Source organism: Saccharothrix violaceirubra (assembly GCF_014203755.1).
GTDB lineage: Bacteria > Actinomycetota > Actinomycetes > Mycobacteriales > Pseudonocardiaceae > Actinosynnema > Actinosynnema violaceirubrum.
In genome coordinates this window covers 7,136,641-7,162,837 of sequence record NZ_JACHJS010000001.1, presented here as the reverse complement: position 1 = coordinate 7,162,837, position 26,197 = coordinate 7,136,641, and the positions used below count along the sequence as shown (strand labels likewise).

Here is a 26,197-nt window from a genome sequence, read left to right as displayed (position 1 = left end):
TTCCCACACTTCATCGCAACGCCCAGGAGTACACACATGGCCAAGCCGCCTGTGCGCAAGCCCAAGAAGAAGGTCTGCGCGTTCTGCAAGGACCGCAACGCGAACTCGATCGACTACAAGGACACGACGCTGCTCCGGAAGTTCATCTCGGACCGCGGCAAGATCCGCGCGCGTCGCGTCACCGGCAACTGCAGCCAGCACCAGCGCGACGTCGCCGTCGCGGTGAAGAACGCCCGCGAGGTCGCTCTGCTGCCCTACACCTCGACCGCTCGCTGAGAAGGGGGCAGAAACCGTGAAGCTCATCCTCACCGCTGACGTGAGCGGCCTCGGGGGCCCCGGCGACATCGTCGAGGTCAAGGACGGCTACGGCCGCAACTACCTGCTGCCCCGCGGCCTGGCGATCCTCGCCACCAAGGGTGCGGCGAAGCAGGTCGAGGTCATCCGGCGTGCGCAGGAGACCCGGCGCATCCGCGACCTGGACCACGCCAAGGAGGTCAAGGCGTCGCTGGAGGGCCTCGGTGCCGTCACGCTGAAGGCCAAGGCCGCCGCCGGCTCCAAGAAGCTGTTCGGCTCGGTCACCTCGTCCGACGTCGTGTCCGCCGTCCGCGCGGCCGGTGGCCCGTCGCTGGACAAGCGCGCCGTCGAGCTGGCCGGCCACATCAAGACCCTCGGCAAGCACTCGGTGTCGGTGCGGCTGCACCCGGAGGTCACCGTGGCGCTGGCCGTCGAGGTCTCGGCCGCGGGCTGAGTCCACGCACCTCGGAAACGCCGTTCGACCAGGTGTTCTGGTCGGGCGGCGTTTTCGCGTCACCGACTGTGGACAATGGGCTGTGACACCTTGTGTGCGACACGCCGTAGGACCGGTTACACGCGACACGCCGAAGTTGTGACAAAGGATTTGTCCACAAATTCATCCACAGGGTCTGACCTGCGATGACTTCCGCCAGAGCGCAAGTTGTCCCCAGGTTGTCCACAGCTATCCCCAGCTCTGTGCCCGACTGTGGGCAACCATCCCCAGGCTGTCCACGGGTTTGTCCACAGGCGCGTTTGCCTGCGCCATCCGGGTGGCTCTAGCGTCCGACCGTCCCCCGAGCGTGGCGTGCGGAAAATGTCGTACCCCCGGGGTAGAACGAAGCTGGACGAGTCCGGAGGTGAGTTCGCGGTGGCGTTGGTGGACGACCGGGGCATGGCCGAGCCCGGGTTCGAACGGCAGCCGCCGCAGGACCTCGCCGCCGAGCAGTCCGTGCTGGGCGGCATGCTGCTGAGCAAGGACGCGATCGCGGACGTCGTCGAGGTGCTCGCGCCGAACGACTTCTACCGGCCCGCGCACCAGGCCGTGTACGACTGCGTGCTCGACCTGTATGGCCGGGGCGAGCCGGCCGACCCGATCACGGTCTCCGCCGAGCTGGAGCGGCGCGGCGAGCTGCTGCGGGTGGGCGGGGCGCCGTACCTGCACACGCTGATCGCGACCGTGCCGACGGCCGCGAACGCGTCGTACTACGCGGAGATCGTGGCCGAGAAGGCGGTGCTGCGGCGGCTCGTCGAAGCCGGGACGCGCATCGTGCAGCTCGGCTACAACGGTGCCGAGGGCGCCGACGTGGACGAGGTGGTCGACCGGGCACAGGCCGCGATCTACGAGGTCACCGAGCGGCGCACCACCGAGGACTACGTCGTGCTGGAGGAACTGCTCCAGCCGACCATGGACGAGATCGACGCCATCGCGTCGCGCGGCGGCTCGTCGCTGGGCATCCCGACCGGCTTCGCGGACCTCGACGAGCTGACCAACGGCCTGCACCCCGGCCAGATGATCATCGTCGCCGCCCGTCCCGGCGTCGGCAAGTCGACCCTGGGCCTGGACTTCGCCCGGTCGTGCTCGGTGAAGCACGGCCTGACCAGCGCGATCTTCTCGCTGGAAATGAGCCGCACCGAGATCGTCATGCGCATGCTCTCGGCCGAGGCCAAGATCCGGCTCGGCGACATGCGCAGCGGCCGGATGAGCGACGACGACTGGACCCGGCTGGCACGGCGGATGAGCGAGATCAGCGAGGCACCGCTGTTCGTGGACGACTCGCCGAACCTGACCATGATGGAGATCCGGGCCAAGGCCCGGCGGCTCAAGCAGCGGCACGACCTGCGCCTGGTCGTCGTCGACTACCTCCAGCTGATGTCGTCGGGCAAGCGCACCGAGTCCCGCCAGCAGGAGGTGTCGGAGTTCTCCCGGAACCTGAAGCTGATCGCCAAGGAACTGGAGGTTCCGGTGATCGCGATCAGCCAGCTGAACCGAGGTCCGGAACAACGCACCGACAAGCGCCCGATGCTGTCGGACCTGCGTGAGTCGGGTTCGCTGGAACAGGACGCCGACATGGTCATCCTGATCAACCGCCCGGACGCGTGGGAACGCGACGACCCCCGCGCGGGCGAGGCCGACCTGATCCTGGCCAAGCACCGTGCCGGTCCGACGGCCACGATCACCGTGGCGCACCAGCTCCACTACAGCCGCTTCGCCGACCTGGCCCAGTCCTGATCCCCGCTTCCCCGTCGGTTCGGCCAGGCACAGTGGACGTCGTGCACAACCATTCGGATATCGCCACCGGGGACGCCTTGGTCGCACGGTTGGTCGCCCTCGAACCGACCCGGGCAAAGCGCACCGAAGCGTACGAAGCGCTCTACCGCCACGCACGCGCGGTCGTGGTCGACCAGGCAGGTGCGGTCTGGTTGGCCACCATGGCGGCACACCCGGACCACTGGGTCCGCACCATCGCGGTCCGCACGCTCGGCTCCGGCCGCGATCCCGCCGCTCAGCCGATTCTCGTCCGAGCGCTGTCCGACCCCGACGTCAGCGTCGTCGAAGCCGCATTGGAGGGTCTGACCCCGCAGTCGTCGGACACGGTGTTCGACCTGCTGGTCACGCTGCTGGACAAGACGGATCGGAGTCGGCTCTGGGTCGTCCGCCACGCCGCCCGGCGCATCGCCGAGTCGAGCGACCCGAGACGGCTGGACATCCTCGCCGACACACTGGGGGACGTCCATTACGGCACAGAGCACGACATCGCCGAGGCGCTGATCCGGGCCGGCGACCCGCGGGTCGTGCCGGCCCTGATCGGGCACCTGCACCACCGTCGCCCGGGTCGCTTCGCCGCCGCGAAAGTGCTCGGCGAGCTGCGGGTCGTCGAGGCGACCGGACCGCTCGTCGAGGTCCTGCGCGAGTCCGACGGCACCCAGGCGCTACCCGTGGTGGAAGCATTGGGCAAGCTCAAGGCATTGGAGGCCGCGCCGGCGATCGTGCCACTCCTGGGCCACGCTTCGCCCCACGTTCGCGAGTGCGCCCTCTCGGCCCTGAACCGGATCGGCGGGCCGCTGGTGGCTTCGGCCGCCCTCGAAGCCACCGACGACGTCCACCCCGACGTCCGGGCACAGGCCGTCCGTGTGCTGGCCAGGCATGGCGACCACCGCGCGGTCGGCCGGTTGGCCGCCGCCTGCGACGGTCCGCACGTCCACGCCGCCCTCACCGGCCTGGCCCGCTTGCCCGACGACTCGATCGTTCCCACCGCGGAGCGGGTGCTGCAGACCACCGACGAGCGGCGGGTCCGCAAGCTCGCCGGCCGAATCCTCGCCCGCGCCGGGAGGCCGCCGTCTCTGTTCGGCCGCCATCCAGACCCTGTGGTCCGCCGCGCCGTCGTCTGGGTCCTCGGCCACCATGCCGACTCGAACAGACTGTGGTCGTTGACCAACGCACTCAAGGACGAGGACGAAATCGTCCGGTCCCGCGCCGCCGCGGCGCTGGGGCGGATCACCCACGAGAAGACGCTCCCGCCGCTGACCGAGGCCCTGCGCGACCCCAGGCCGCGCGTCCGGGCCAACGCCGCGACCGCTCTGGGCAGAACGGCCCCGGAGGGCCTGCGTTCCCTCCTCGCCGACGCCCTGGTCGACCCGCACCCGGCCGTCCGATCCGCCGCCTCGGCGGCACTGCGGGCCACCAACCGTCCTTTGTAGACACCCGGCCGACCTCACGTCCACAGCGGTCTCAGCCGTAGCGCTCGACCAGCGCGGTGCCGATCGACGCCAGGCGGTCCCGCACGCTCGGCGGACCGGTCACCTCGACCCATTCGACCAGCCCGGACAGCTCGCCGGCGACCACGTACTCGTCCTGACCCCGGATCACGACCTCGATGCGGCCGTCGGCCGTCGTGCCACCCACGTCGAGCCGGCCGCCCAGCGCCAGCCGGAGGATGCCCATCCCGCCGGGCGTGCACACCGCCTGGATCTCCAGGGGCATCCGCCTGCGGTCGACCTCGTCGGCGATCTCGCGCCAGCTCTCGGCGAGGTCGAAGTCCTCGGGTCGGTGCACGGGTTCGCCGGTCGGGTCGGCGGCCGACACGCGGTCGACCCGGAAGGTCCGGCGACCGGCCTCGGTCCCGGCGACGAGGTACCAGGACGGACCTTTGGCGACGATGCCGAGCGGGTGGACGGTCCGCTCGGTCTCGGCGCCCGCGCGGTCGACGTAGCGCAGCCGCACCTGGACGCCGCGGATCACCGCGTCCTGGAGGTCGTCGAGGAAGCGGGGCGGTCTGGGTCCGACCCGACTCGACCCCCACCGGTTCGGGTCCGTGACCAGCGACGACGCCGCTGCCTCGGCCTCGCCCCGGAAGGGCTCCGGCAGGGCGTGGACGAGCTTGCGCAGCGCCGCTTTCACCGGCGGCGTGGCGGCCGAGGCAGGGCCGGCGACCAGGAACAATGCACGGGCCTCGCTCGCGGTCAACCCGGACAGGTCGGTGCGGGCGCCGCCTACGAGTCGCCAGCCGCCGCCCCGACCCTGCACGGAGTACACCGGCACCCCGGCCATGGCCAGGGCGTCGAGGTCGCGGCGGGCGGTGCGTTCGGCGACCTCCAGCTCACGGGCGACCTCGGCCGCCGTCACCTGCCCACGTCGTTGCAGCAGGAGCAGGACGGCCACCAACCGATCGGTTCGCACGCCGACGACATTGCCACGAAAACCGGTCATGAGGTGACCGGTTTCAGTCCGCACCATGGCGCCATGACCACCACCGATTTCCCGAAACCCACCGTCGTGCCGGTCAACGGCGTGGAACTCGAAGTCTTCGAGGCGGGTCGGCCCGGAAAGCCGATCGTGCTCTGCCACGGCTGGCCGGAGCACGCCTTCTCCTGGCGCCACCAGGTGCCCGCCCTCGTCGCGGCCGGCTACCACGTGATCGTCCCCAACCAGCGGGGATACGGGAACTCGTCGCGTCCGACCGAGGTGACGGACTACGACATCGCGCACCTGACGGGCGATCTCGTCGCGCTTCTCGACCACTACGGCTACGCGGACGCCACGTTCGTCGGCCACGACTGGGGCGCGTTCGTCGTCTGGGGACTGGCCCTGCTGCACCCGGACCGGGTGAGCCAGGTGATCAACCTGAGCCTGCCCTACCAGGAACGTGGCGAACTGCCCTGGATCGAGTTCATGGAGGCGGTGTTCGGCGGCGACTTCTACTTCGTCCACTTCAACCGGCAGCCGGGCGTCGCGGAGGCCGTGTTCGACGAGAACCCGTACCGGTTCCTCCGCAACCTGTACCGGAAGAACGAGCCCCCCAGGGCGCCCCAGCCGGGAATGGCGTTGATCGACCTCGCCAGGGCCGAAGAACCTCTCGGCGAGCCCCTGATGAGCGAGGACGAACTGGACGTCTTCGTCTCCTCCTTCAAGGCGACCGGGTTCACCGGCAGCGTCGACTGGTACCGGAACCTGGACCGCAACTGGCACCTGCTGGCCGACGCGGACCCGGTCATCCGGCGACCCGCACTCATGATCTACGGCGATCGGGACCTGGTCGCGAAGTCCGACCGGCTGGCGGAGTTCGTGCCGGAGGTGGAGGTCGTCTCGCTGGACTGCGGCCATTGGATCCAGCAGGAGCTGCCGGCGGAGACCAACCGGGTGATCCTGGACTGGCTGGCACGCCACGAAGGCGCCTGACGCCTACGCGCCGGGTCGGAAGAACTCGAGCATCCGCTGCGCGGCGTCCGGCGACATCAGCAGGTCCTGCATCCGTGCGGACATCCGGGCCGCGGCGGCGGTGCGTTCGAACATCTCGCGTTCGTACTCCGCGATGGCGGCGGGGAAGTCGTCCGGGTGCGCGACCAGGGCGAGAGCGAGCCGGGCGCCGTCGAGCAGTGCCATGTTGGCGCCCTCGCCCACCGGCGGCATCAGGTGCGCGGCGTCGCCGAGCAGCGTGACGTCCGGCGCCGACGGCCAGGTGAAACCGACCGGGAGGGCGGCGAGCGAGCGCGGCACGATCATGTCGTCGCACGCCGCGATCAGCGCGATGAACCGCGGGTGCCAACCCGCGAGCAGTTCGATCAGGCGGGCACGGGCGGCGGCCGGGTCGTCGAACGGGATGCCGCTGCCGGTGAACCAGTGCTCGTCGGTGTTGTAGAAGCTGACGCCGACGCGCACGCTGCCGTCGCCGTTGCGTTGCGCCGCCAGGGATTTCCCGTCGCCGAGCACCCAGAGGTTGCCGCGCCCGACCATCGCCGCGAGGTCGGGGTGGGTGCGCTCGACGTCGGGGATGCGGAGTTCGACGCCGTTGTGGCCGAGGTGCGCAGGCCGAGTGTCGGTGAGCAACGCGCGGACCCGGGAGTTCGCACCGTCGGCGCCGACCAGCAGGTCGTACGTCGCTCGGCCGCCGTCGGCGAAGCGCACCTCGCCGGCGGCGGCGGACTCGAACGCGTGCCCCCAGCGCACCGTGTGCTCCGGAAGGGAGTCGAGCAGTAAGCCGCGCAGGTCGGCGCGGTCCACCTCGGGTCGCAGGAGCGGGGCGTCGTCGGGCGTGTCCTCCTGGAGCAGGAGGGTTCCGTCGGGTTCGAGGAGCCGCATGTCCTGCCCGGCGCCGCGGGCGACGGCGTGGAACCCGTCGATCAGTCCGGCCTCGCGCAACGCCCGCTGCCCGGAGTGGATGTCGAGCATGCTGCCCTGATCGCGCGCGTCGCGCGCCGACTCACGTTCGTAGACGACGGCTTCGATGCCGTTGACGTGCAGCACCCGCGCCAGGGTCAAGCCGCCCAGCCCGGCTCCGACGATGGCGATGACCTTGTCCCGATACACTGTATTCATCGATACAGCGTATCGCACGAGCCGATGTACTGTCCTCGCCATGGTGGTGTGGGAACGACCGGAGCCGCCGGACCGACCGGTGCCGGCCGCGCTGAGCCGGGAGCGGATCGTCCGGGCGGCGATCCGCCTGGCCGACGCGGACGGCCTGGACGCGGTGTCGCTGCGCAAGGTCGCCGCGACGCTCGACGTCGGACCGATGCGGCTGTACGGCTACATCGCCACCAAGGAGGAACTGCTCGACCTGATGGTCGACGCCGTCCACGCGGAGATCAGGGCGACCGGGGACGACTGGCGGGAGGTGCTGCGCTCCCTGGCCGAAACCGTCCGCCGGACCGCGTACCGGCACGAGTGGCTGGCGGACCTGCTCGGCGGGCGTCCCCAACTGGGCCCGAACACGCTGGCCTGCGGTGAGGCCGCGGCGGCGGGAATGGGCGACGTCGGTCTGCACGTGGCCGTGCCCGCGATCGCCGCGGTCAACGCGTACGTGATCGGCGCGGTACGCCGGGAGATCACCGAAAGGCGTGCCGAACGGGCCTCCGGCATGGACCGGGAGCAATGGCAGACGACCTACGGCCCGTACTTGAACCGGACCTTCGCGACCGGCCGCTTCCCCGCGTTGGCCAAGGTCGTCCACGACGGCCCCCACCTGGACGCGGAACAGACCTTCCAGGCGGGCCTGGACTTCCTGCTCGACGGCATCGCCGCACGCATCCCGGACTGACGCGCCTTCGCGGTTCCGATGTCCCTTTGTCGACAAAAGACCTCGGCCGCCCCGAAGCGGGACGGCCGAGGCCGTTCACACCGACGTGATCAGCGGATCAGACGCACTGGTGACCGATGACCACGGGCTGGTCGAACGGGTTGGTCGGGTCCACGTACGTCACCAGGTGGACGCAGAGGTGGTCGATCGCCGGGTTCGTCTGCGCGTAGGTGTTCAGGTTCTGCCAGCTGTCACCGGCGTTGACCCACTTGGTGTCCTGCGGGTTGCTGCTCACCGAGCCGCCCGAGAACACGGTGATGTCCGCGAAGACGTAGCGGCGGTCGGTGCAGTCCACCGTCCACCCCACCTGCCGGGTCGACGGCGAGGTGATCAGGTTGCTCGCGGTGCAACCCGTGGTCTCCGGCGCGGCGGATGCCGGGCCGGCGGTGATGGCGAGCGCGCCGGCGGCTGCGGCCACGACGGCGAAAGTCCGGACGACGCGCTTGCTTTCGATCAAGCCACGCATGAGAGCCCCCACTCCGTTATTGGTCTGGACCTCGTCAGCCTGACCGAGCACGCCTCACACCACCTACCGCCGTCCGGGGGCGTCGATGATCACATCTGGGCGCCCTTGCCAACCGATCCCCCTTGTGGGATAGGAGGATTGGATTGTCCACAAAGGACAGAACGGTGGCCCGATCGTCGGATGACCCCCTTCGGGCGACTTACCGACGCGGCCTTCCGCAGCAGCTCGGACCAGGTTTTTGTGTAAACGACCACTTGACCGCGCTTACGATCAAGAGATGCCTCCCGACGCGGCGCGGCGTAGTGAGCGGTCGCGGCTTGCCGTGCTGGAAGCCGCTTTGGAACTGGTCGTGGCGGTCGGGTACGGGCGGCTGACGGTCGAGGCCGTCGCGTCCCGCGCCGGGGTCGGCAAGCAGACGATCTACCGGTGGTGGGAGTCCAAGGGGGCGTTGCTGTTCGACGCCTTCGTCGAGTTGGGGCCGGTGGCCGTCGTGGGCGGGGTGCGGCGGGGCGAGGTGGTCGACGACCTGACCGACGAGCTGCTCGCCGCCGTGGCCGAGGTGTGCGAACGGCGGTTCGACCAGGTGTGCCGGGCGTTGGTGCACGAAGGGCGGACCGATCTGGTGATGCTCCTGCTCGCGCCGCGGCGGGTCGCGGTGGAGGAACGGCTCGCGGTGGCGCGGCGGTTGGGCGAGGTGCGGCGCGATCTCGACCTCGGGATGGCCGTCGAACTGCTGCTGGGTCCGTTGTACCAGCGGTGGTTGCTGCGAACGGCCCCGTTGACCCCGGACTTCGTCGAAACGCTGGTCGATGTCGCACTGGGCGCGTTCCGGTGATCGGTACCCTTCGTCGATCATGGGGTACGCCGTGGTCGACGTGGAGACGACCGGGTTCACCAGGCTGGACCGGGTCATCGAGATCGCGGTCGTGCGGCTGGACGATGCGGGCCGCGTAACCGACGAGTGGTGCACGCTGCTCAACCCCGGACGCGATCTCGGTCCGCAGCACGTGCACCGCATCAGCGCGGCCGACGTGTGGGACGCGCCGACGTTCGAACAGGCCGCGGGCGCCGTGGCCGAACGGCTTGAAGGACATGTGCTTGTCGCCCACAACCTGGCGTTCGACGCGCGGTTCCTGCGCACCGAATTCGCGCGCCTCGGCACGGACCTCGACGTCGACGGCCTGTGCACGATGCGCCTCGCGTCGCGTTTCCTGCCGGGGGCGCGATCGCTCGAAGCCTGTTGCGCCGCAGCGGGAGTGCCTCTCGGCAGCGCACATGAGGCTTTGGCCGACGCGCGCGCCACGGCGTCCTTGCTCGCTTACTACCTGCGGCGCGGCCCGCTGGGCGGCGTGACCGTGCCTTGGCCGCGAATGCCTTCCGACGTCGCCGAAGTGCGACGCGGCCAGGGTCGCCTCACGCGCGAATCCGTGTCGGTGACGCTGACCCCCGGCGATCTCGTGGTGTTCACCGGCCGCATGCGCGAAGACCGTGAGGTGTGGGTGGATCGCGCGTGCGCCGCGGGCCTGCGGGTGAACCACGGGTACGTCACGCGGACGACCAGCGTGGTCGTCGCCGCCGACCCGTTCTCGTTGTCGACCAAGGCACGCCGCGCCCGGCAGTACGGGGTACCGATCGTGTCGGAGGACGACTTCGCCGCACTCCTGCACGCCGCCGGTCCGGAGGAACTCGTATAGCGGGTCGGTGCGGAATCCCGGAGATGCCGGTGGAGGCGGTGCATCAGGGTCCTGACCCAGGTCCACCACGGCGGTAGCGCCTGGCAGCACACGGCCCCGGCAGGACCGATGTCCGTGCCAGAGGGAAAGCCCCCGGCCGCGTGGGGCCGGGGGCTTTCCCGTTGGGAGGGTGAAGCGGCTTGTCAGGACAGGCGGGGGAGGACGGTGGTGTCGTCCAGGTCGCCGAACATGCTCAGGGTGTCCAGGTTGGCCAGGGCGGGGGCGGCGGTGCGCTCACCGCGGATCGGGGCCAGGGCGCCGGCCAGCGGGTCCACGGTCAGGCCGTTCAGGGCCGGGGTGGGCAGGCTCGGGGTCAGGGTGCGGGGCTGGGCCACGCCCGGGACCGGGAGGACCAGGGGCAGGCCCGGGATCACGACCGGCAGGGTGCCCATGTTGCGCTGGGTGCGGCCGATCGGCAGGCCGACGCCGTCCAGGCCGGGCACGCCGTCGAGACCCGGCACGCCGGCCAGGCCGGGCACGATGTCCAGGCCGGGCACGCCCTCGGTCGGCAGCGTGCCGTGGAACGAGCGCTCGTCGCGCAGCGTGTCCACGCGCGGCATGGTGCGCAGGTTGTCCAGGCTCGGCACGTCGGTGGCACCCATCAGGCTGTCCAGCTCGGCCGGGAGCATGATGCTCTTGCCGTCGGAGCTCTGCTTCGTGCCGGTGATCAGGGTGTTCTCGTCGGCCACGTCCGTGTCGGCCTGGCCGAGGACCTCGACCGGCTGGTCGTAGGCGCGGGCCACGACGTTCGCCGGCACGTTCAGCAGGTGGTTGCCCGCCAGCGAACCGCTGCCCTGCGTGGTGCTCTCGCCGCCGGCCTGCGACAGGGCCGTGCTCACGACCTCCGAGTCGGCGTTGCCAAGCGCGGCCACGGAGTCGCCGTGGGCGCTGGGCTGCGTGGTGGCGGGCACCGTGATCAGGTTGCCGGACACCGAGGCGTCCTCACCCGACGTCTCGTTGTTGCCGCCGGACACCAGCGTCGAGTCGTTCACCGACGACGCGTCCGAGTTGCCGCCGACCGCGACACCGTCGCCGAACGCCTGGGACGGCGTCGCCGACTGCGCGGTGATCCCGTTGCCGGACAGCGCGCCGCCGTCGCCGTTCGTGGCGATGTCGCCGCCGGACACACCGGAGAACGTGTTGTCGATCTGCGACTCGGTGTTGGCCAGCACGCCCGCCGAGTGGCCGGCCGCCGTGGGGGAGGTGCCCTGCGGAATCGCAATCACATTGCCCGCGCCCGCCCCGTTCGTGCCCGAGGTGGTGGACTTGCCGCCCGAGGTCGCGTCCAGCACGTTCGACGCGGTGGACGAGCCGTTGCCGATCACGATCGGGGTGTTGCCGTACGCCTGGACCGGGTTGGTGGTCGGCGCGTGGAGGATGTTGCCCGACAGCGAGCCGTGGTCGCCGTTCGCGACGGCGTCGCCACCCGCGTTCAGCGTGGTCTGCGCGTCGGCCGCCGAGTTGGAGTTGCCGACCACGGCCGGCGAGTTGCCGAACGCCTGGGCGCCCAGCACGGCCGGGATCTGGGCGGCGTTGCTGGAGATCACGCCGTTGTCGTCGCGGGTGTTGGTGTCCCCGCCGACCTGGACGCCCTTCTCCTCGACCGTGGTGCCGGAGGCGTTGCCGCCGACGGCGAGGCTGTTGCCGAAGCTCTCGCCCGGAACCATGATCGGGATCTGGCCGACGTTGCCCGCGCCCACGCTGTCGTTGCCGCGGGTGCCGTTGTAGCCGCCGACCTCGTTGAGGACGTTGTTGCTGCACACCGCGTCCGCGACGCCGGCGGCCGTGACACCCGAGCCGCACTGGTCGATCGCGCCGCCGACCGGGGCGACGACCTGGTTGGCGCCCAGCACCGACCCGTCGCCGTCGGTGAAGGTGCCGCTGCCCGCCACCGAGGTGACGTCGTTGGTGTGGTCGGCCGAGGTGTTGCCCAGCACGCCGGCCGCGTTGCCGCCGACGGACGACGGCAGCGCCACGGGCGCGTCGCCGAGGTTGCCCGACAGCACCGAGTCCGTGCCCCGCGTGCTGGTGAACCCGCCGACCTCGGAGTAGTTCTCGGTCGAGCTGATCACGTCGGAGTTGCCCAGCACGCCGCCGGCGTTGTCGTCGACCGACACCGGACCGGAGACCTGCGGCTGGACCGCGTTGCCCCCGAGCACGGCGTCGTGGCCGGAGGTCTCCAGCCAGCTCTCGATGCCGTTCATGCCGGGGTGCGTGGTACCGGCGTCGGCGGTTGCCGTGTTCTCGGCCGACGTCTCGACGTTGCCGACGCCCGCGATGCCGTTGCCGTTCAGGGCGGCGATCGGCGCGGTCGGGCTGGCGATCACGTTGCCCGCGATGGCGCCGCGGTCGCCGTCGGTCAGGAACGAGCCGGGCGCGGTCGCGGTGTTGTCGGCGGTCGACTCGCTGCGGGCGTTGCCGACGCCGGAGATCGCGTTGTTGGTGACCTGGACCGGAGTCGCGTTCTGGACGGCGACGATGTTGCCCGCGATCGTGCCGCGCTCGCCGTTGGTGGTGACGTCGCCACCGGCGGTGGCGTCCTGGGAGGCGGTGGTGCTCGCGTCGGCGTTGCCGACCACCGCGATCGCGTTGCCGGTCGCCTGGGCCGACTCGGCGGCGGCGACGGAGACGACGTTGCCCGCGATCGTGCCGCGCTCGCCGGTCGTCTCGGTGGTGCGGGTGCTCTCCACGGACTGGTCGCACTCGGCGCCCTGGACGCTGGCGTTGCCGCCGGCCGCGATGGCGTTGCCGCACACCGTGACCGGTGCGACGACGTCGCCGACGACCTTGTTGCCGCCGATCGCCGTGCCGGTCTCGGCGCGGCTCAGCGTGCCCTGCACGCCGCGGAACAGCGGGTTGGAGCGACCGCCGAGGACCTCGTTGACGCTCGGGGTCTCGATCGTGCGGTTGAACTCGGGGGCGTCCTGCGTGCCGTTGAGCAGGCCGACCTTGTTCTGGTCGACGACGACCGGCACCTTGGCCTTGACGTCGAGGACGTTGGTGGCGTCCACGCCCTTCGGCTGCGCGTCGGGGCTGGCGTCCTGCGCGGACGCGATGCCCGTGCCGAGCATCAGCAAACCACCGGTGACAAGTGCGGTCTTGATGCCGCGCTTGGCCCAGGTGCTCATGAGGTCTCCTTAGTGATGTCCCTGCGGAGGGGGATTTGGTGTGGGGGCGGACGTGCGCACACGTCGGGGCTCGACGGCCGCCCGGGTTGAGAGGTGGTTCTGGGGACGCGGCATCCCGACCGTTCTCGATGCGCGTGGTGCACCGCGCGACGGTCGATCACCGGGGCGGGCCGGAAGGGCCGCCGCGGACCGCGCGGTGTGGGATCAGTCCGGCGTGACGCCGGGCTGTTTGCCCGGGGACACGGCTGGTCGCCGGCCGGCGGGCAGTGCCGCGCCGGTCATGGCGGACTCGTCGCCGGAGAAGGCGAACGCGCCGGAAGACAGCGCGTTGCCCTGGTAGGAGTTGCCGGAACCGTCGCCACCGCAGGTGCAGTGGACCGGCACGCCCGCGGGGGGCGAGAACGGCTTGGACGGAAGACCGGCGGGGTACGTCGGCGCGGACGCCGACGCCGCGGACGCCTCGACCGCCGCCGCCTCCGACCCGGCCGCGAACGAGCGGGTCGACGGGACGGTCGGGGCGACCGCGTGGTCCGCCTCGTGCGCCTCCGGGGTGCCGGCTTCTTCGACCGGCACGGCGGTGGCGGTGGGGCGGGAGTCGACGCGCGACGGGGCGGACGGTACGGCGACCTTGAAGGTGTCGACGACCGGTGCGACCGCCTCGTGCGGGACGAGCCAGGTGGTGACCGTGTCGCGGACCTGCTCGGCGACGCGGTCGAGCTTCGGCGCGGGAGCGTCGGGCACCTGCACGACCGAGTCGAGGGCGCGCACGGCGTCCCCGACGGGCGTGAGGTCGACCGACTCCAGGGTCGGCGCCTCGCCGACGACCGGGACCAGGTCCTGGTCGAGGGGCAGCGCGGACGCGGACGCGTCGGACAACGCCCAGGCGGCGGTGGTGCCCGCCAACGTGCCGCCCGCGACGAGCAGCGCACGGGTGAGCAGCCGCCGAATGCGGCTCGCTCCCGTGTGCCGGTCGACTGCGGACAACGCGGTACCTCCACCTGAAAGGACTGGGGTCTTGTCGGCGAGGTGATCACCACCGGTCCGACGGCGACGAGATTGCCAGTCGGCGAGGGGCGTTCGCATCAACTTCGCGGGCTGTTCCCCGGATCGTGTGATCGACACTGTGTGCTGTAACACATCACCGGGAGTAGTCACCCAGGTCAGGTCCGCTTGAGCACCCGGGTCGCGCCCGCCGCGGCCGTCGAGGCCAGGATCCAGCCGACCGCCACGAGCGTCCCCGAGATCCACTGCGAGGCGCCGACGAACCGCCACTTGCCGTCCTGGCCCAGGTCGACGATCGGCAGCAGCAGGTCCATCGACAACAGCCACGGGTTCCACACCGGCGACTCGTCGTCGTTGAGCCGCACCATCTCGTGGCCGAGGAACCACAGCGCACCGGCCAGCCAGAACGCACCCAGCCAGGCGATCGCCAGCCACGGCCGGTACCCGTAGCCGACCGTCCAGCGCTGGAGGAGACCCCACACCTGCCCGGCCCGGCCCAGCTCGGAGTACCGGCGGTGCTGCTTCTCCAACTGGACCTGCTGCGCCAACTCCTCTTCCCCGCCGTCCCGGTACATGGCGGCGAGCTGTTCATAAGGACCGGGGACGAAGTCTGGCTGCACCTTGCGCAGCCACGCCAACCGCGTGCGCACGTCCACGGCCGGGTTCGCGGTGATCGAGTCGAAGGTGAAGTCCTCCACCTCGACGCCGCCGGTCGCCTGCCACAACGCCTCGCTGTCGGTCACCGCGGACACCTCGGCCCGCGTCAGGATCACGCGCCCCTCCGGCACGTGCTCCTCGGGCAGCCGCAACACCCGCGTCTTCAGCCCGTGCGCGTTGAGCCCCACCTCGCTGCCCGGCCCGCCCAGCCTGGCGTGCGCGAACGTGGCCATCGTGCCGATCTCCGCCAACCGGACGCGCACGCCGCCGGCCGCCTCGAAGCCCTGGCTGCACAAGAGGTCCTTGCCCACCGTGGCCACGCGCGCGTCGATCGACGGCTTCACGGTGCCGTCCGGTCTGCGCCGGGGGTTGCGCAACTTCGCGCCGGAGAGGTCGAGCGTGGACCCGATGTGCGCGTTCTGGAGCCGCAACGACCCTTCCGCGCGCAGGTCGCGCAGGAACAGCGTGCCGCCGACGGTCAGCCGGTCCGCGAACAGCACGTCGAACCCGGGCGCGTGCAGCTTCACCCCGGACAGGCTGGCGCTGCCGCGCACCTCCGCGTCGACGAGACGGACCTGGCCGTACACCCGCAACGCGGTCTTGCGCACGCCATCGCCCACGAACCCGCCGTTGACCGCACCACGCGCTTCGAGGTCGCCTTGCACACGGATGCCGTCGGCATGCAACGCCACAGGGATGCGTTCCTGCGCGTCACCGTCCTCCACGGGCTGCCGTCGGCCGATCACCGCGCCGGACAGGCGCAGGTAGCCGCCGATCTCCGCGTTGGACAGCCGGACCGTACCGGAGGAGGTGAACCCGTCGTCGAGTTCCACGTTGCCGTCGACCCGGAGCCGGTCGCACACCAGCGACGCCGACTCGTCGGCCGTGCCGCGCGGGATCACCAGCACCGGCCGGTCGACCACGCCCGCGCGCAGGCGCGCACCGCTGAAGACCACGTCGCCGCCGATGCGCGACCCGTCGAGCAGGATGCGCCCCTCGGCGGTGAACCGGCCGCCTTCCGCGTCGCAGAACAGGTTCCCCGAGATCGTCACGCCGGACGCGTCGAGCACGTCCTGGTCCGCGTTGACCAGGCTCGCGCCGCCCAGGTGCACGCTGCCGCCGACGTTCGCACCGCGCAGCCGCACCTCGCCGTCCGCGCGCAACGCCACCGCCTGCATCGAGCCGGACAGCCGGATGCGGGCCGCGAGCAGCGCGTGCTCACCGTCGCCGCGCAGCACCGCGCCCGCGAGGTGGAACGTGCCGTCGACGGTCGAGTCCGTGAGGTCCACGACGCCGTCGCTGGTGAAACCCAGGTCCAGGGCCAGGTCGCTGCCCACGCGCAGGTTGCGGCCGAGCAGCCCCGGCACGCGGCAGCCGCGCAGCCGCAACCCGGTCATCCGGGCCATGCGCAGGTCGGGTGCCTCGTCGAACGTGCAGTCCTCGAGGTCGACGACGTGCCGCACGCGGGCACCGGCCAACGCGAACGGACCGGTGATCCGGGCACCCTGGAGGCGCAACGCGGACCGGCCACGCGGCGTGGACGTGAGCAGATCGGCGAGCAGGTCGCCCGACACGGGCGCGTCGAGCGGCAACGGGGTTCCGGTGGCGAAGGCGGCGCGGACGGCGTTCTCGACGTCGGTCACGCGTCGATCCGATCATCCGCGCACCCCTCGTGAGAAGGGTTCGCGTGTTTTGTCGCATGCATGACCAGGTCGGCCGGTTACGGTGGCGGGGTGAGCGGGATCGACTCGGAGTCCAGTGCCAGGGTGCCCCGGCTGCTGCGCGTGAGCGCGGCGTTGAGCTGGCGGTTCGTCGCGGTCGTCGCGGCCTTGTACGTCGTCGCCCAGGTGGTCGGGTTCCTGGCCACGATCATGATCCCGGCCGGGATCGCGCTGCTGCTCGCGGCACTGCTGTCGCCGGCGGTGTCGCAGCTCACCAGGGTGGGCGTGCCGCGCGGCCTGGCCACCGGCCTGGTGCTGGTCGGCGGGCTGGCCGTGGTCGGCGGCGTGCTGACGTTCGTGATCACGGAGTTCTCCAAGGGCCTGCCGGACCTCCAGACCCAGGTCAGCACGAGCCTCGACACCATCCAGACCTGGCTCAAGCACGGCCCGCTGCACCTGAGCGACGTGCAGTTGCAGCAGTACCTGGACAAGGTGCTCCAGACGATCAAGGACAACCAGGCCGAGATCACCTCCGGCGCGCTCACCACCGCCGCGACCGTCGGCGAGCTGCTGACCGGGTTCATCCTCGCCCTGTTCACCCTCATCTTCTTCCTGCACGACGGCGACGGGATCTGGCGGTTCATCATCCGGATCGTGCCCGGCGACGTGCGCGACCGCGCCGACGTCGCGGGCCGGCGCGGGTTCGCGTCGCTGGTCAGCTACGTGCGGGCGACGGCGGCGGTGGCGGTCGTCGACGCGGTCGGCGTGGGCATCGGGCTGTGGGCGGTCGGCGTGCCGCTGATCGTGCCGCTGTCGGCGCTGGTGTTCCTCGGCGCGTTCATCCCGATCGTCGGCGCGGTGATCACGGGCGCGGTCGCGGTGCTGATCGCGCTGGTCGCGAACGGTCCGGTGGCCGGGCTCGTGGTGCTCGGCGTGCTGATCGGCGTGATGCAGCTGGAAAGCCACGTGCTCCAGCCGCTGCTGCTGGGCCGCGCGGTCAAGCTGCACCCGCTGGCCGTGGTGCTGGCGATCACCGCCGGCCTGGTCGTCGGCGGCATCTCCGGCGCGCTGCTGTCCGTCCCGCTGCTGGCCGTGCTGAACTCGGGCATCCGGTCGTTGCTGTCGGACTCGGACAAGGAGGTCGAACCGAAGGACGTCGACGTGCACGAGCCGCAGGAGACCGGTCCGAAGGACACCGGCGGGGAACGCGTCGAGGACGTCTAGGCCATCAGGCCATCTCGACCACGTTGCGGCCGTAGCCCTTGGCCGCGAGCAACGCGGAGTCGGCGGCCACGAGCAGGTCGGGCAGTTCGTAGCCGAACCGCTGGGTCGTCGACACGCCGATGCTGACGGTCAGGCCGGTGAGCCGGTGCTCCCGGCCGCCGGTGTCGACGGTGTCGACGCTCAGGTCGGCGACGGCCAGGCGCACGCGTTGCGCGACGGACCGGGCGACGGCGGGTTCGGCGTCGGGCAGCAGCACCACGAACTCCTCGCCGCCGAACCGGCCGACGAGGTCGCCGCGCCGGACCGTGCCGGTGAGCAGGAGCGCGATGGCGGACAGCGCGGCGTCGCCGGCGAGGTGGCCGACCCGGTCGTTGACGCGTTTGAAGTGGTCGAGGTCGAGCAGCATCACGGCCATCGGGCGGCTGCGCGGACGGGCCTTGGACAGCTCGTAGCGGGCGCGGCCGTCCCAGTGCACGGCGTTGGCCAGGCCGGTCTTCGCGTCGCGCTGGGCGGACCGGCGCCACTGCGGCAGTTGTGCGGCGCGTTCGAGCAACGCCATCGGCGCGGCGGCCATGAGCACGTGGACCGGCATCGCGGTGGCCACGAACCCCATCAGCCCGCCGATGCTGACCGCGACGACGCCCAGGACCGCGTCGATGGGTTCGCCGACGACCTCGTCCCGGTGCGCGGCGGGGCTGCGCAGCTTGAGGCCGATCGCGATCAGCGCGGCGCGCAGGACGAGCAGCACGGTCGACGCGAACACCATGGTGGCTATGCCGGTGCGCGGTTCTTCCCAGCCGATGATCGAACGTGTGCCGAACAGGGCCAGCGCGGTCGCCGAAAGCGTGAACACCCAACGGTGTGATTCAAGGCGATGTGACAACACTCCGTGCAGGGCCGGACCGAACAGCAGCAACACCATCAGATTGCACGGAAGCGCGACCATCCCGGCGGTGAGATAACAAAGATGCGCGGCCCACGGGTTCCGCTCGTCCTCACCGATCCGGTGGCTGTAGATGGAACTCCCGATTATCACGAATCCGGCGGTGCCGCCGATCGCGCCGAACGTGCCGATTTCCGCGGCGGTCGGCGGCTGCGACGAGATGATGATGTACGAAATCACTGCGAGTGCGGCGAGATCGACTGCCAGCCAGTAGACCAGCGCCGGTCGGCGCAGCGTCCACAGTGGCCAAACTCGCACCCTCAGCCCTCCCCCCGCCGGGTTCGGCGAAGACGCGGCGGCCCTCCACCGAATCACGGGCGGTAACAACCTTCAGCTTTTCACACCGACGCTGGGCCGAACAGACGGCCACCTGGGGGTTAGCTGCGCCACTCGGGCACGGCAGAATTGACGTCGAAGGGAGCACACCGTGCACACAAAGCCTGCCGAACGGGGGCCATCAGGGCCGGCCGACCCGGTTGCCCACCTCTGGCGGGGAACCGTTGCACTACGCATAGTCACATTCTTGTTCGCCTTGGGCAACGCCGTCATCCAGTACGACGACTACCGCCGGCAATGGCTCGCCGGTGCCGTCATCGCCACGATGGCCGTGTGGTCCGTGTTCACGATCCAGGCGTACAGCAGGCGGCGCGGACGCCGGCCGTGGGTGGTCGTGGCCGACCTGGTCGTCACGTGCGCGCTCATGTCGATGTCGCCGTTGATCATGTCCGACGTCCAGTTCCTGCTCAACATCCCGCTGATCACGACCATCTGGGCGTGCGGCCCCGCGGTCGCGGCCGGCGCGCTCGGCGGCCAGGTCGCGGGCGCGGTGGGCGGGTTCGCGATCGGCCTGTCCACCTACCTCAACCGGGGCATGATCAGTGTCGACCTGGTGCGCGACGTCGTGCTGCTCACCGGCGCGGGGTTCGTCGTCGGCATGGCCTCGACGACCGCCAAGCGGGCATCCGTCCGGCTGGCCCAGGCGTTGCGCACCGAGGCGGCGACGGCCGAACGCGAGCGGCTCGCCCGGTCGATCCACGACGGCGTGCTCCAGGTCCTGGCCCGCGTCCGCAAGCGCGGGTCCGAGCTGGGCGGCGAGGCCGCGGAGCTGGCCGAACTCGCCGGCGAGCAGGAGATCGCGCTGCGCTCGCTGGTCGCCGCCGCGCCGACCGAATCCACGATGGACGGCGACGCCGACCTGCGTCCCGCGCTGCAACTGCTGGCCACGCCCAGGTTCCAGGTGTCGACGCCCGCGACCCAGGTGATGCTGCCGACCGCGACCGCGTTCGAGCTGACCGCCGTCGTGCGCGAGGCACTGTCCAATGTGGACAAGCACGTCGGACCCGCCGCGAAGGCGTGGGTGCTCCTGGAGGACCTCGGTGCGGAGGTGGTGATCAGCGTCCGGGACGACGGTCCCGGTATCCCCGAGGGCCGACTCGCCTCTGCTGAGGCAGAGGGGCGCATGGGCGTCGCCAAGTCCATCCGCGGCCGGGTCGAGGCGTTGCGTGGCACGCTTGAGCTGGTGACCGGGCCGGGCGAGGGCACGGAGTGGGAGATGCGGGTGTTCAGATGAGCGTGTCGGTGATGGTGGTGGACGACCACCCGCTGTGGCGTGACGGTGTCGCGCGCGACCTCGCCGAACGCGGTTTCGACGTGGTGGCGACGGCGGGCGACGCGGCGTCGGCCGTGCGGATCGCCCGCGCGGTGCGGCCCGACGTCGTGCTGATGGACCTCAACCTGGGCGAGCAGACCGGCGTCGAGGCGACCACGATGATCACCGGGTCGCTGTCGCGCACGCGCGTGCTCGTGCTGTCCGCCAGCGGCGAGCACAGCGACGTGCTGGAGGCGGTCAAGGCCGGCGCGTCGGGCTACCTGGTGAAGTCGGCGTCGGCCGAGGAGCTGGTCGAGGCGGTCAACCGGACGGCGGCGGGCGACGCGGTGTTCACCGCCGGGCTCGCGGGCCTGGTGCTCGGCGAGTACCGGCGCATGGCCGCCACCCCGGACGAGGACAAACCGCAGCTCACCGACCGGGAGACCGAGGTGCTGCGGCTCGTGGCCAAGGGGCTGACCGCGCGGCAGATCGCCACCCGGCTGGTCATCTCGCACCGGACCGTCGAGAACCACGTGCAGTCGACGCTGCGCAAACTCCAACTGCACAACCGCGTCGAGCTGGCGCGGTACGCGATCGAACACGGGCTCGACGTCGAGCCGGAGGGGTGAGGGTCGTGACGAACCCGAGGGATCTGCGCGTGTCGGACGCCGAACGCGAGCACGTCGTGGGCGTGCTCCAGAAGGCGATCGGCCGAGGGCTGCTCACGTTGGACGAGTTCACCGAGCGGACCGACACGGCGTTGGCGGCCAAGACGCGTGGCCAGCTCAACGCCGTGCTGCTGGACCTGCCGGGCGTGACGCACGACTCGCGTGCGGTGTCGGAGCCCGGCTCGCCGGAGGTGTTCGGCGAGCGCACGGAGCTGACCTCGCGGATGTCGTCGGTGCGGCGCAAGGGCGAGTGGGTCGTGCCGCCGCGCCTGGTCGTCCGCAGCCACATGGGATCGACGGACCTGGACTTCCGCGACGCGAAGATCCCGCACGCCGTGGTGGACGTGGAGCTGGATGTGACGGCGGGGTCGGTGCGGATCGTGGTGCCCGAGGGGTCGACCGTGAACGCGCACGGCATCGAGATCTCGGCCGGGTCGCTGAAGGACAGGGTCGGGTTCGGCGAGGGCGGGCGTCCGCACTTCGTGGTGCACGGTGCCGTGCGGATGGGGTCCGTGGAGATCAAGCGGAAGAAGTGCAGTCGGTTCTGAGTGCGTATTTCGGGGTGCCTGAGTGGAGGACTCGCGGGTACGGGCGCAGGATCGGGTGATGCGCTGTCTTGTCACCGGAGCCACGGGGTATCTCGGCGGGCGCCTGGTGCCCCGGCTGTTGGACGAGGGGCACGAGGTGCGGTGTCTCGTGCGCGACCCGGGCAAACTGCGGGACGTGCCGTGGGCCGGTCGGGTCGAGGTCGTCCGGGGCGACGTCACCGACCGGGACTCGCTCGTACCGGCCATGCGCGACGTCGACGTCGTCCACTACCTCGTCCACTCGTTGCACAGCGCGGACTTCGTCGACGCCGACCGCGTGGCCGCGGCGAACACGGCGTGGGCCGCCGGGAACGCGGGCGTCGGGCGCATCGTCTACCTGGGCGGACTCCACCCCGCGCACGGGCAGCTCTCGGCGCACCTGGCCTCCCGCAAGGAGGTCGGCGACGTCTTCCTGCGGTCCTCCGTACCCGCCGTCGTGTTCCAGGCCGCCGTGGTCATCGGGTCCGGGTCGGCCAGTTTCGAGATGTTGCGCTACCTCACAGAACGGCTGCCGGTGATGGTCACGCCGAAGTGGGTGCACAACCGCATCCAGCCGATCGCCGTGCGGGACGTGCTGCGGTACCTGGTCGAGGCGGTCGGGCTGCCGGCGGACGTGAACCGCACGTACGACATCGGCGGGCCGGACGTGCTGACGTACCTGGACATGATGCTGCGGTACGCGCGGGTCGCGGGGCTGCGGAAGCGACGCGTGCTGCCCGTCCCCTTCCTCACGCCCAGGCTCTCCTCGCACTGGGTCAACGTCGTCACGCCCGTGCCCCGGTCCATCGCCAAGCCGTTGATCGGCTCGCTCGTGCACGAGGTCGTGTGCCGCGAGCACGACGTGCGCGAAGCCCTGCCCGGACCGCTGACCGGCTACGACCGGGCCGTCCGGCTCGCGATCGACCGCATCCGGGACGGCGAGGTCGAGACCCGCTGGTCCAACGCGTCGGTGCCCGGCGCGCCCGCCGACCCGCTGCCGTCGGACCCGGAGTGGTCCGGTGGTTCGTCGTACGTCGACGTGCGTGAGCACCGCACCGCCGCGCCGCCGGACCGGCTGTGGTCGGTCGTCGAGGGCATCGGCGGCGAGCACGGCTGGTACTCGTTCCCCCTGGCCTGGGCCGTGCGCGGGTGGTTCGACCGGCTCGCCGGCGGCGTCGGGCTGCGGCGTGGGCGGCGTGACCCGAAGCGCCTGCACGTCGGCGAGGCGCTCGACTGGTGGCGGGTCGAGGAGTTGGAACGCGGCCGGCTCCTGCGGTTGCGCGCGGAGATGCGCGTACCCGGGTTGGCGTGGCTGGAACTCCGGGTGGCGGCGGCCGACGGCGGCGGGTCCACTTACCGGCAGCGGGCCGTGTTCGTGCCGCGCGGCCTGGCCGGACACGTCTACTGGTGGCTGGTGTGGCCGTTCCACGGGCTGGTGTTCGGCGGCATGGTCCGCAACATCACCAGTGAAGCGGAGCTAACAAGCGAGTACAGAAAGTCCTGATGGACCGGACAAAGTGGACGGGAGCACACTGCCGCCATGAAAGCTCTGGTCAAGTCCGAGGCCGGGCCGGGACTCACGTTGACCGACGTCCCGGAACCCGTGCCCGGACCCGGTGACGTCGTCGTCCGCGTGCTGCGCGCCGGGATCTGCGGCACCGACCTGCACATCGAGTCGTGGGACGACTGGGCCGCGAGCACGGTGAAGGCGCCGCTGACCCTCGGGCACGAGTTCGCGGGCGAGGTCGTCGAGGTCGGGCCGGCGGTGACCGGGGTGCGGGTCGGGGACCTGGTCAGCGGCGAGGGCCACCTGGTCTGCGGCACGTGTCGCAACTGCAAGGCCGGACGCCGCCACCTGTGCGCCAACACGCGCGGCCTCGGCGTGCACAGCGACGGCGCGTTCGCCGAGTACGTCGTGCTGCCCGAGCAGAACGCGTGGGTGCACCGCAAGGACCTCGACCCGGACGTGGCCGCGATCTTCGACCCGTTCGGGAACGCCGTGCACACCGCGTTGTCGTTCCCCGTCATCGGGGAGGACGTGCTGGTCACCGGTGCGGGTCCGATCGGGATCATGGCCGCCGCCGTCGCCCGGCACGCGGGTGCGCGCAACGTGGTGATCACCGACATCAGCGAACACCGGCTCGAACTGGCGCGGAAAGTGGGCGTGGACGTCGCCCTCGACGTGTCGCGGCACTCCATCGAGGAAGCCCAGAAACAGCTCGGCATGACAGAGGGTTTCGACATCGGCATGGAGATGTCCGGACAACCGGTCGCTCTGCGTGACATGATCCGCAACATGGCGCACGGCGGTCGTATCGCGATGCTCGGCCTCCCGGCCGAGCCGTTCGCGGTCGACTTCGGCGCCGTGGTGCTGAAGATGCTGCACCTCAAGGGCATCTACGGCCGGGAGATGTTCGAGACCTGGTACTCCATGTCCGTGCTGCTCCAACGCGGTCTCGACCTGACCCCGGTGATCACGCACCGGTTCGGCTACACCGCGTACGAAGAAGCGTTCGCCACCGCACGCGAAGGCAAGTGCGGCAAGGTCATCCTCGACTGGACGACGGGAGCCTAGATGTACGGCGCACTGCGCGACCACCTGCGGGCGAGCCTCGACGAGATCCGCGACGCGGGCCTCTACAAGGCGGAACGGGTGATCGGCACCCCGCAGAACGCCGCCGTCCGGGTCGGGTCGGGCGACGAGGTCCTCAACTTCTGCGCCAACAACTACCTGGGACTGGCCGACCACCCGAAGCTGATCGACGCCGCCAAGGACGCGCTCGACCGCTGGGGCTTCGGCATGGCGTCCGTGCGGTTCATCTGCGGCACGCAGGAACCGCACAAGGAGCTGGAAGCGGCGTTGTCCCGGTTCCTCGGCACCGACGACACGATCCTGTACGGCTCGTGCTTCGACGCCAACGGTGGCCTGTTCGAGACGCTGCTCGGCCCCGAGGACGCGGTGATCTCCGACGAGCTGAACCACGCGTCGATCATCGACGGCGTCCGGCTGTGCAAGGCCCGCCGGTACCGCTACCGCAACCGGGACCTCGAAGACCTGGAGAAGCAGCTCGAAGCCGCCGCCGACGCGCGGTACCGGCTGATCGCGACCGACGGCGTGTTCTCGATGGACGGCTACCTCGCGCCGCTCGACGGCATCTGCGAACTCGCCGAGAAGTACGACGCGCTGGTCATGGTCGACGACTCGCACGCCGCCGGCTTCATCGGCCCGACCGGACGCGGCACGCCCGAGCTGTTCGGCGTGCGGGACCGGGTGGACGTCGTCACGGGCACGCTCGGCAAGGCGCTCGGCGGCGCCAGCGGCGGGTACACGTCCGGGCGACGCGAGATCGTGGAGATGCTGCGACAGCGGTCGCGGCCGTACCTGTTCTCCAACTCGCTCGCCCCGTCGATCACGGCCGCGTCGATCGCGGCGCTGGACCTGCTCAGCTCGTCCGGCGCGCTGTTGACCAGGCTGCGCGACAACACGCGGCTGTTCCGCGAGCGGATGACCGCCGAGGGCTTCGACCTGCTGCCCGGCGAACACCCGATCATCCCGGTGATGATCGGCGACGCGGCCGTGGCGAGTCGGCTCGCGGACCTGCTGCTGGAGCAGGGCGTGTACGTGATCGGCTTCTCGTACCCGGTCGTGCCGCACGGCAAGGCGCGCATCCGGACCCAGCTCTCGGCCGCGCACTCGGCCGACGACGTGCACCGCGCGGTGGACGCGTTCGTCGCGGCCCGCTCCCGGCTCTGACGCCGCCGGTGATCGACCCGCGCCGGCTGCGGGTGCTGCGCGCCCTCGCGGACCACGGGACCGTGACCGCCGCGGCGGCGGCCCTGCACCTGACGCCGTCGGCCGTGTCCCAGCAGCTCGCCGCCCTGGAGGCGGAAGTGGGGCACGCGTTGTTGCGTCGACGCGGCAGACGGGTGTCGTTGACCGCGGCGGGGGAACTGCTCGTGCGGCACACCGTCGTGATCGAGGCAGAGCTGGAACGCGCGTCGGCGACCCTGGCCGCGTTCGCTTCGGGCACGCGGGGTGAGGTGCGGATCGGCAGCTTCGCGTCGGCGATCACCCAGGTGGTGGCGCCGGCCATGGCCGCGTTGCGCATCGTCGCGCCGGAGGTGGTGTTGCGCGTACGCGATGTCGAGGGGCACGCGAGCATGCCGCTGCTGCTCGACGGCGAGATCGACCTGGCGATCACCGAGGAGTACCGGCCGCGGGCGGGGGACCGACGCGTGACCAGGTTCCCGCTGTACACCGAGCCGTTCGACGTGGTCCTGCCGCCCGGTCACCCGTTACACGGACAGCCGGTGGAGATCGCCGCGTTGGCGGACGACGACTGGGTGACGACGCTGCCCGGCAACCCGGTGCGTGACGCGGTGGAACTGGCCTGCGCCAACGCGGGGTTCGCGCCGCGGATCACCCACACGTCGGACGACTTCCGCGCGATCGACGCGCTTGTGGCGGCGGGTGCCGGGGTGGCTTTGGCGCCTCGGCACGCCGTGTCCGGCATCCCGGTGCAGGGGACGGCGCCGTTGCGGCAGGTGTTCGCGGCGGTGCGGCGGGGCAGTGAGGAGCACCCGTTGGTGAAGCTGGTGCGTGATGCCTTGACGGGGATGGTCGCTTAGCCCGGTGTGGGGTTCGGGTGCCTGAGTGGAGGACTCGCGGGGGCCGGGTGCGTGTTTCGGGGTG

At 71.1% G+C, this 26,197-nt stretch carries 23 protein-coding genes; 16 read left to right on the top strand and 7 right to left on the bottom strand.

From position 1 onward, the window contains the following. The first annotated feature begins 36 nt into the window (after positions 1 to 36). The 4 genes from rpsR (at position 37) to F4559_RS33240 (ending at position 3,993) form a co-directional block, all read left to right on the top strand. On the top strand, positions 37 to 276 hold the full coding sequence (gene rpsR / locus F4559_RS33255) for a 30S ribosomal protein S18 (protein ID WP_184675022.1): 240 nt from the start codon (positions 37 to 39) through the stop codon (positions 274 to 276). Positions 277 to 292: 16 nt separating this feature from the next. Next, on the top strand, positions 293 to 748 hold the full coding sequence (gene rplI, locus F4559_RS33250; protein ID WP_184675021.1) for a 50S ribosomal protein L9: 456 nt from the start codon (positions 293 to 295) through the stop codon (positions 746 to 748). Positions 749 to 1,162: 414 nt separating this feature from the next. Beyond that, positions 1,163 to 2,524: a replicative DNA helicase gene (gene dnaB, locus F4559_RS33245; protein WP_425567935.1), complete on the top strand. Its 1,362-nt coding sequence runs from the start codon at positions 1,163 to 1,165 to the stop codon at positions 2,522 to 2,524. A 41-nt stretch (positions 2,525 to 2,565) separates the two neighbouring features. Further along, on the top strand, positions 2,566 to 3,993 hold the full coding sequence (locus tag F4559_RS33240; protein ID WP_184675020.1) for a HEAT repeat domain-containing protein: 1,428 nt from the start codon (positions 2,566 to 2,568) through the stop codon (positions 3,991 to 3,993). A gap of 31 nt (positions 3,994 to 4,024) precedes the next feature. Here F4559_RS33240 and F4559_RS33235 read toward each other — a convergent pair whose 3' ends face one another. Then, positions 4,025 to 4,972 carry a helix-turn-helix transcriptional regulator gene (locus F4559_RS33235; protein ID WP_312865947.1) on the bottom strand — a complete coding sequence of 316 codons (948 nt, stop codon included), beginning with the start codon at positions 4,970 to 4,972 and terminating at the stop codon, positions 4,025 to 4,027. Between the two features lie 63 nt (positions 4,973 to 5,035). Between F4559_RS33235 and F4559_RS33230 the strand changes: the two genes are divergently transcribed. Further along, entirely contained in the window at positions 5,036 to 5,971 is a 936-nt protein-coding gene (locus tag F4559_RS33230; protein ID WP_184675018.1) for an alpha/beta fold hydrolase, read from the top strand. A 3-nt stretch (positions 5,972 to 5,974) separates the two neighbouring features. Here F4559_RS33230 and F4559_RS33225 read toward each other — a convergent pair whose 3' ends face one another. After that, complete coding sequence (locus F4559_RS33225; protein WP_184675017.1) at positions 5,975 to 7,108, bottom strand: FAD-dependent oxidoreductase; 1,134 nt, start codon at positions 7,106 to 7,108, stop codon at positions 5,975 to 5,977. A gap of 40 nt (positions 7,109 to 7,148) precedes the next feature. On the opposite strand from F4559_RS33225, the gene F4559_RS33220 reads away from it, so the two are divergent. Then, entirely contained in the window at positions 7,149 to 7,829 is a 681-nt protein-coding gene (locus F4559_RS33220; protein ID WP_184675016.1) for a TetR/AcrR family transcriptional regulator, read from the top strand. 97 nt (positions 7,830 to 7,926) lie between these two features. Here the strand turns inward: F4559_RS33220 and F4559_RS33215 are convergent, their stop codons facing one another. Continuing rightward, the gene (locus tag F4559_RS33215; RefSeq protein ID WP_184675015.1) at positions 7,927 to 8,325 is read right to left on the bottom strand and encodes a hypothetical protein; all 399 of its coding nucleotides are present in this window, start codon (positions 8,323 to 8,325) and stop codon (positions 7,927 to 7,929) included. Between the two features lie 286 nt (positions 8,326 to 8,611). On the opposite strand from F4559_RS33215, the gene F4559_RS33210 reads away from it, so the two are divergent. Together F4559_RS33210 and F4559_RS33205 are read left to right on the top strand one after the other, a co-directional pair. Further along, positions 8,612 to 9,169: a TetR/AcrR family transcriptional regulator gene (locus F4559_RS33210; protein ID WP_184675014.1), complete on the top strand. Its 558-nt coding sequence runs from the start codon at positions 8,612 to 8,614 to the stop codon at positions 9,167 to 9,169. A 19-nt stretch (positions 9,170 to 9,188) separates the two neighbouring features. After that, on the top strand, positions 9,189 to 10,028 hold the full coding sequence (locus F4559_RS33205; protein ID WP_246445383.1) for an exonuclease domain-containing protein: 840 nt from the start codon (positions 9,189 to 9,191) through the stop codon (positions 10,026 to 10,028). 182 nt (positions 10,029 to 10,210) lie between these two features. Here F4559_RS33205 and F4559_RS33200 read toward each other — a convergent pair whose 3' ends face one another. The 3 genes from F4559_RS33200 to F4559_RS33190 form a co-directional block, all read right to left on the bottom strand. Continuing rightward, entirely contained in the window at positions 10,211 to 13,195 is a 2,985-nt protein-coding gene (locus tag F4559_RS33200) for a beta strand repeat-containing protein (RefSeq protein WP_184675012.1), read from the bottom strand. 204 nt (positions 13,196 to 13,399) lie between these two features. Continuing rightward, positions 13,400 to 14,179, bottom strand: coding sequence for a hypothetical protein (locus F4559_RS33195; RefSeq protein ID WP_184675011.1), 780 nt, complete (start codon positions 14,177 to 14,179; stop codon positions 13,400 to 13,402). 176 nt (positions 14,180 to 14,355) lie between these two features. Beyond that, positions 14,356 to 16,497 carry a translocation/assembly module TamB domain-containing protein gene (locus F4559_RS33190; protein ID WP_184675010.1) on the bottom strand — a complete coding sequence of 714 codons (2,142 nt, stop codon included), beginning with the start codon at positions 16,495 to 16,497 and terminating at the stop codon, positions 14,356 to 14,358. 90 nt (positions 16,498 to 16,587) lie between these two features. Between F4559_RS33190 and F4559_RS33185 the strand changes: the two genes are divergently transcribed. After that, complete coding sequence (locus F4559_RS33185; RefSeq protein ID WP_312865946.1) at positions 16,588 to 17,739, top strand: AI-2E family transporter; 1,152 nt, start codon at positions 16,588 to 16,590, stop codon at positions 17,737 to 17,739. A 4-nt stretch (positions 17,740 to 17,743) separates the two neighbouring features. On the opposite strand, the gene F4559_RS33180 is transcribed toward F4559_RS33185, so the two are convergent. Further along, entirely contained in the window at positions 17,744 to 18,940 is a 1,197-nt protein-coding gene (locus F4559_RS33180) for a GGDEF domain-containing protein (protein ID WP_184675008.1), read from the bottom strand. 169 nt (positions 18,941 to 19,109) lie between these two features. Between F4559_RS33180 and macS the strand changes: the two genes are divergently transcribed. The 7 genes from macS to F4559_RS33145 are packed head-to-tail and all read left to right on the top strand — an operon-like array spanning position 19,110 to position 26,133. Next, a complete protein-coding gene (gene macS / locus F4559_RS33175; protein ID WP_184675007.1) occupies positions 19,110 to 20,252 on the top strand; it encodes a MacS family sensor histidine kinase in 1,143 nt (380 codons plus the stop codon). Beyond that, the gene (locus F4559_RS33170) at positions 20,249 to 20,899 is read left to right on the top strand and encodes a response regulator (protein WP_184675006.1); all 651 of its coding nucleotides are present in this window, start codon (positions 20,249 to 20,251) and stop codon (positions 20,897 to 20,899) included. The genes macS and F4559_RS33170 overlap by 4 nt, the downstream gene beginning before the upstream one ends. 5 nt (positions 20,900 to 20,904) lie before the next feature. Further along, on the top strand, positions 20,905 to 21,486 hold the full coding sequence (locus F4559_RS33165) for a DUF1707 SHOCT-like domain-containing protein (RefSeq protein ID WP_184675005.1): 582 nt from the start codon (positions 20,905 to 20,907) through the stop codon (positions 21,484 to 21,486). A gap of 58 nt (positions 21,487 to 21,544) precedes the next feature. After that, positions 21,545 to 23,008 carry an SDR family oxidoreductase gene (locus tag F4559_RS33160; RefSeq protein ID WP_184675004.1) on the top strand — a complete coding sequence of 488 codons (1,464 nt, stop codon included), beginning with the start codon at positions 21,545 to 21,547 and terminating at the stop codon, positions 23,006 to 23,008. Positions 23,009 to 23,044: 36 nt separating this feature from the next. Further along, complete coding sequence (gene tdh, locus F4559_RS33155; protein ID WP_184675003.1) at positions 23,045 to 24,079, top strand: L-threonine 3-dehydrogenase; 1,035 nt, start codon at positions 23,045 to 23,047, stop codon at positions 24,077 to 24,079. Then, positions 24,080 to 25,258: a glycine C-acetyltransferase gene (gene kbl / locus F4559_RS33150; protein WP_184675002.1), complete on the top strand. Its 1,179-nt coding sequence runs from the start codon at positions 24,080 to 24,082 to the stop codon at positions 25,256 to 25,258. An 8-nt stretch (positions 25,259 to 25,266) separates the two neighbouring features. Beyond that, the gene (locus tag F4559_RS33145; protein ID WP_184675001.1) at positions 25,267 to 26,133 is read left to right on the top strand and encodes a LysR family transcriptional regulator; all 867 of its coding nucleotides are present in this window, start codon (positions 25,267 to 25,269) and stop codon (positions 26,131 to 26,133) included. Positions 26,134 to 26,197: the final 64 nt, after the last annotated feature.

What these genes read in the sequence shown, in the direction of transcription:
- tdh (WP_184675003.1), top strand. Translation starts at nt 23,045, where the DNA reads ATGAAAGCTCTGGTCAAGTCCGAGGCCGGGCCGGGACTCACGTTGACC.
- F4559_RS33230 (WP_184675018.1), top strand. Translation starts at nt 5,036, where the DNA reads ATGACCACCACCGATTTCCCGAAACCCACCGTCGTGCCGGTCAACGGC.
- F4559_RS33200 (WP_184675012.1), bottom strand. Translation starts at nt 13,195, where the DNA reads ATGAGCACCTGGGCCAAGCGCGGCATCAAGACCGCACTTGTCACCGGT.
- F4559_RS33225 (WP_184675017.1), bottom strand. Translation starts at nt 7,108, where the DNA reads ATGAATACAGTGTATCGGGACAAGGTCATCGCCATCGTCGGAGCCGGG.
- F4559_RS33160 (WP_184675004.1), top strand. Translation starts at nt 21,545, where the DNA reads ATGCGCTGTCTTGTCACCGGAGCCACGGGGTATCTCGGCGGGCGCCTG.
- F4559_RS33170 (WP_184675006.1), top strand. Translation starts at nt 20,249, where the DNA reads ATGAGCGTGTCGGTGATGGTGGTGGACGACCACCCGCTGTGGCGTGAC.
- F4559_RS33210 (WP_184675014.1), top strand. Translation starts at nt 8,612, where the DNA reads ATGCCTCCCGACGCGGCGCGGCGTAGTGAGCGGTCGCGGCTTGCCGTG.
- kbl (WP_184675002.1), top strand. Translation starts at nt 24,080, where the DNA reads ATGTACGGCGCACTGCGCGACCACCTGCGGGCGAGCCTCGACGAGATC.
- rpsR (WP_184675022.1), top strand. Translation starts at nt 37, where the DNA reads ATGGCCAAGCCGCCTGTGCGCAAGCCCAAGAAGAAGGTCTGCGCGTTC.
- F4559_RS33205 (WP_246445383.1), top strand. Translation starts at nt 9,189, where the DNA reads ATGGGGTACGCCGTGGTCGACGTGGAGACGACCGGGTTCACCAGGCTG.
- F4559_RS33220 (WP_184675016.1), top strand. Translation starts at nt 7,149, where the DNA reads ATGGTGGTGTGGGAACGACCGGAGCCGCCGGACCGACCGGTGCCGGCC.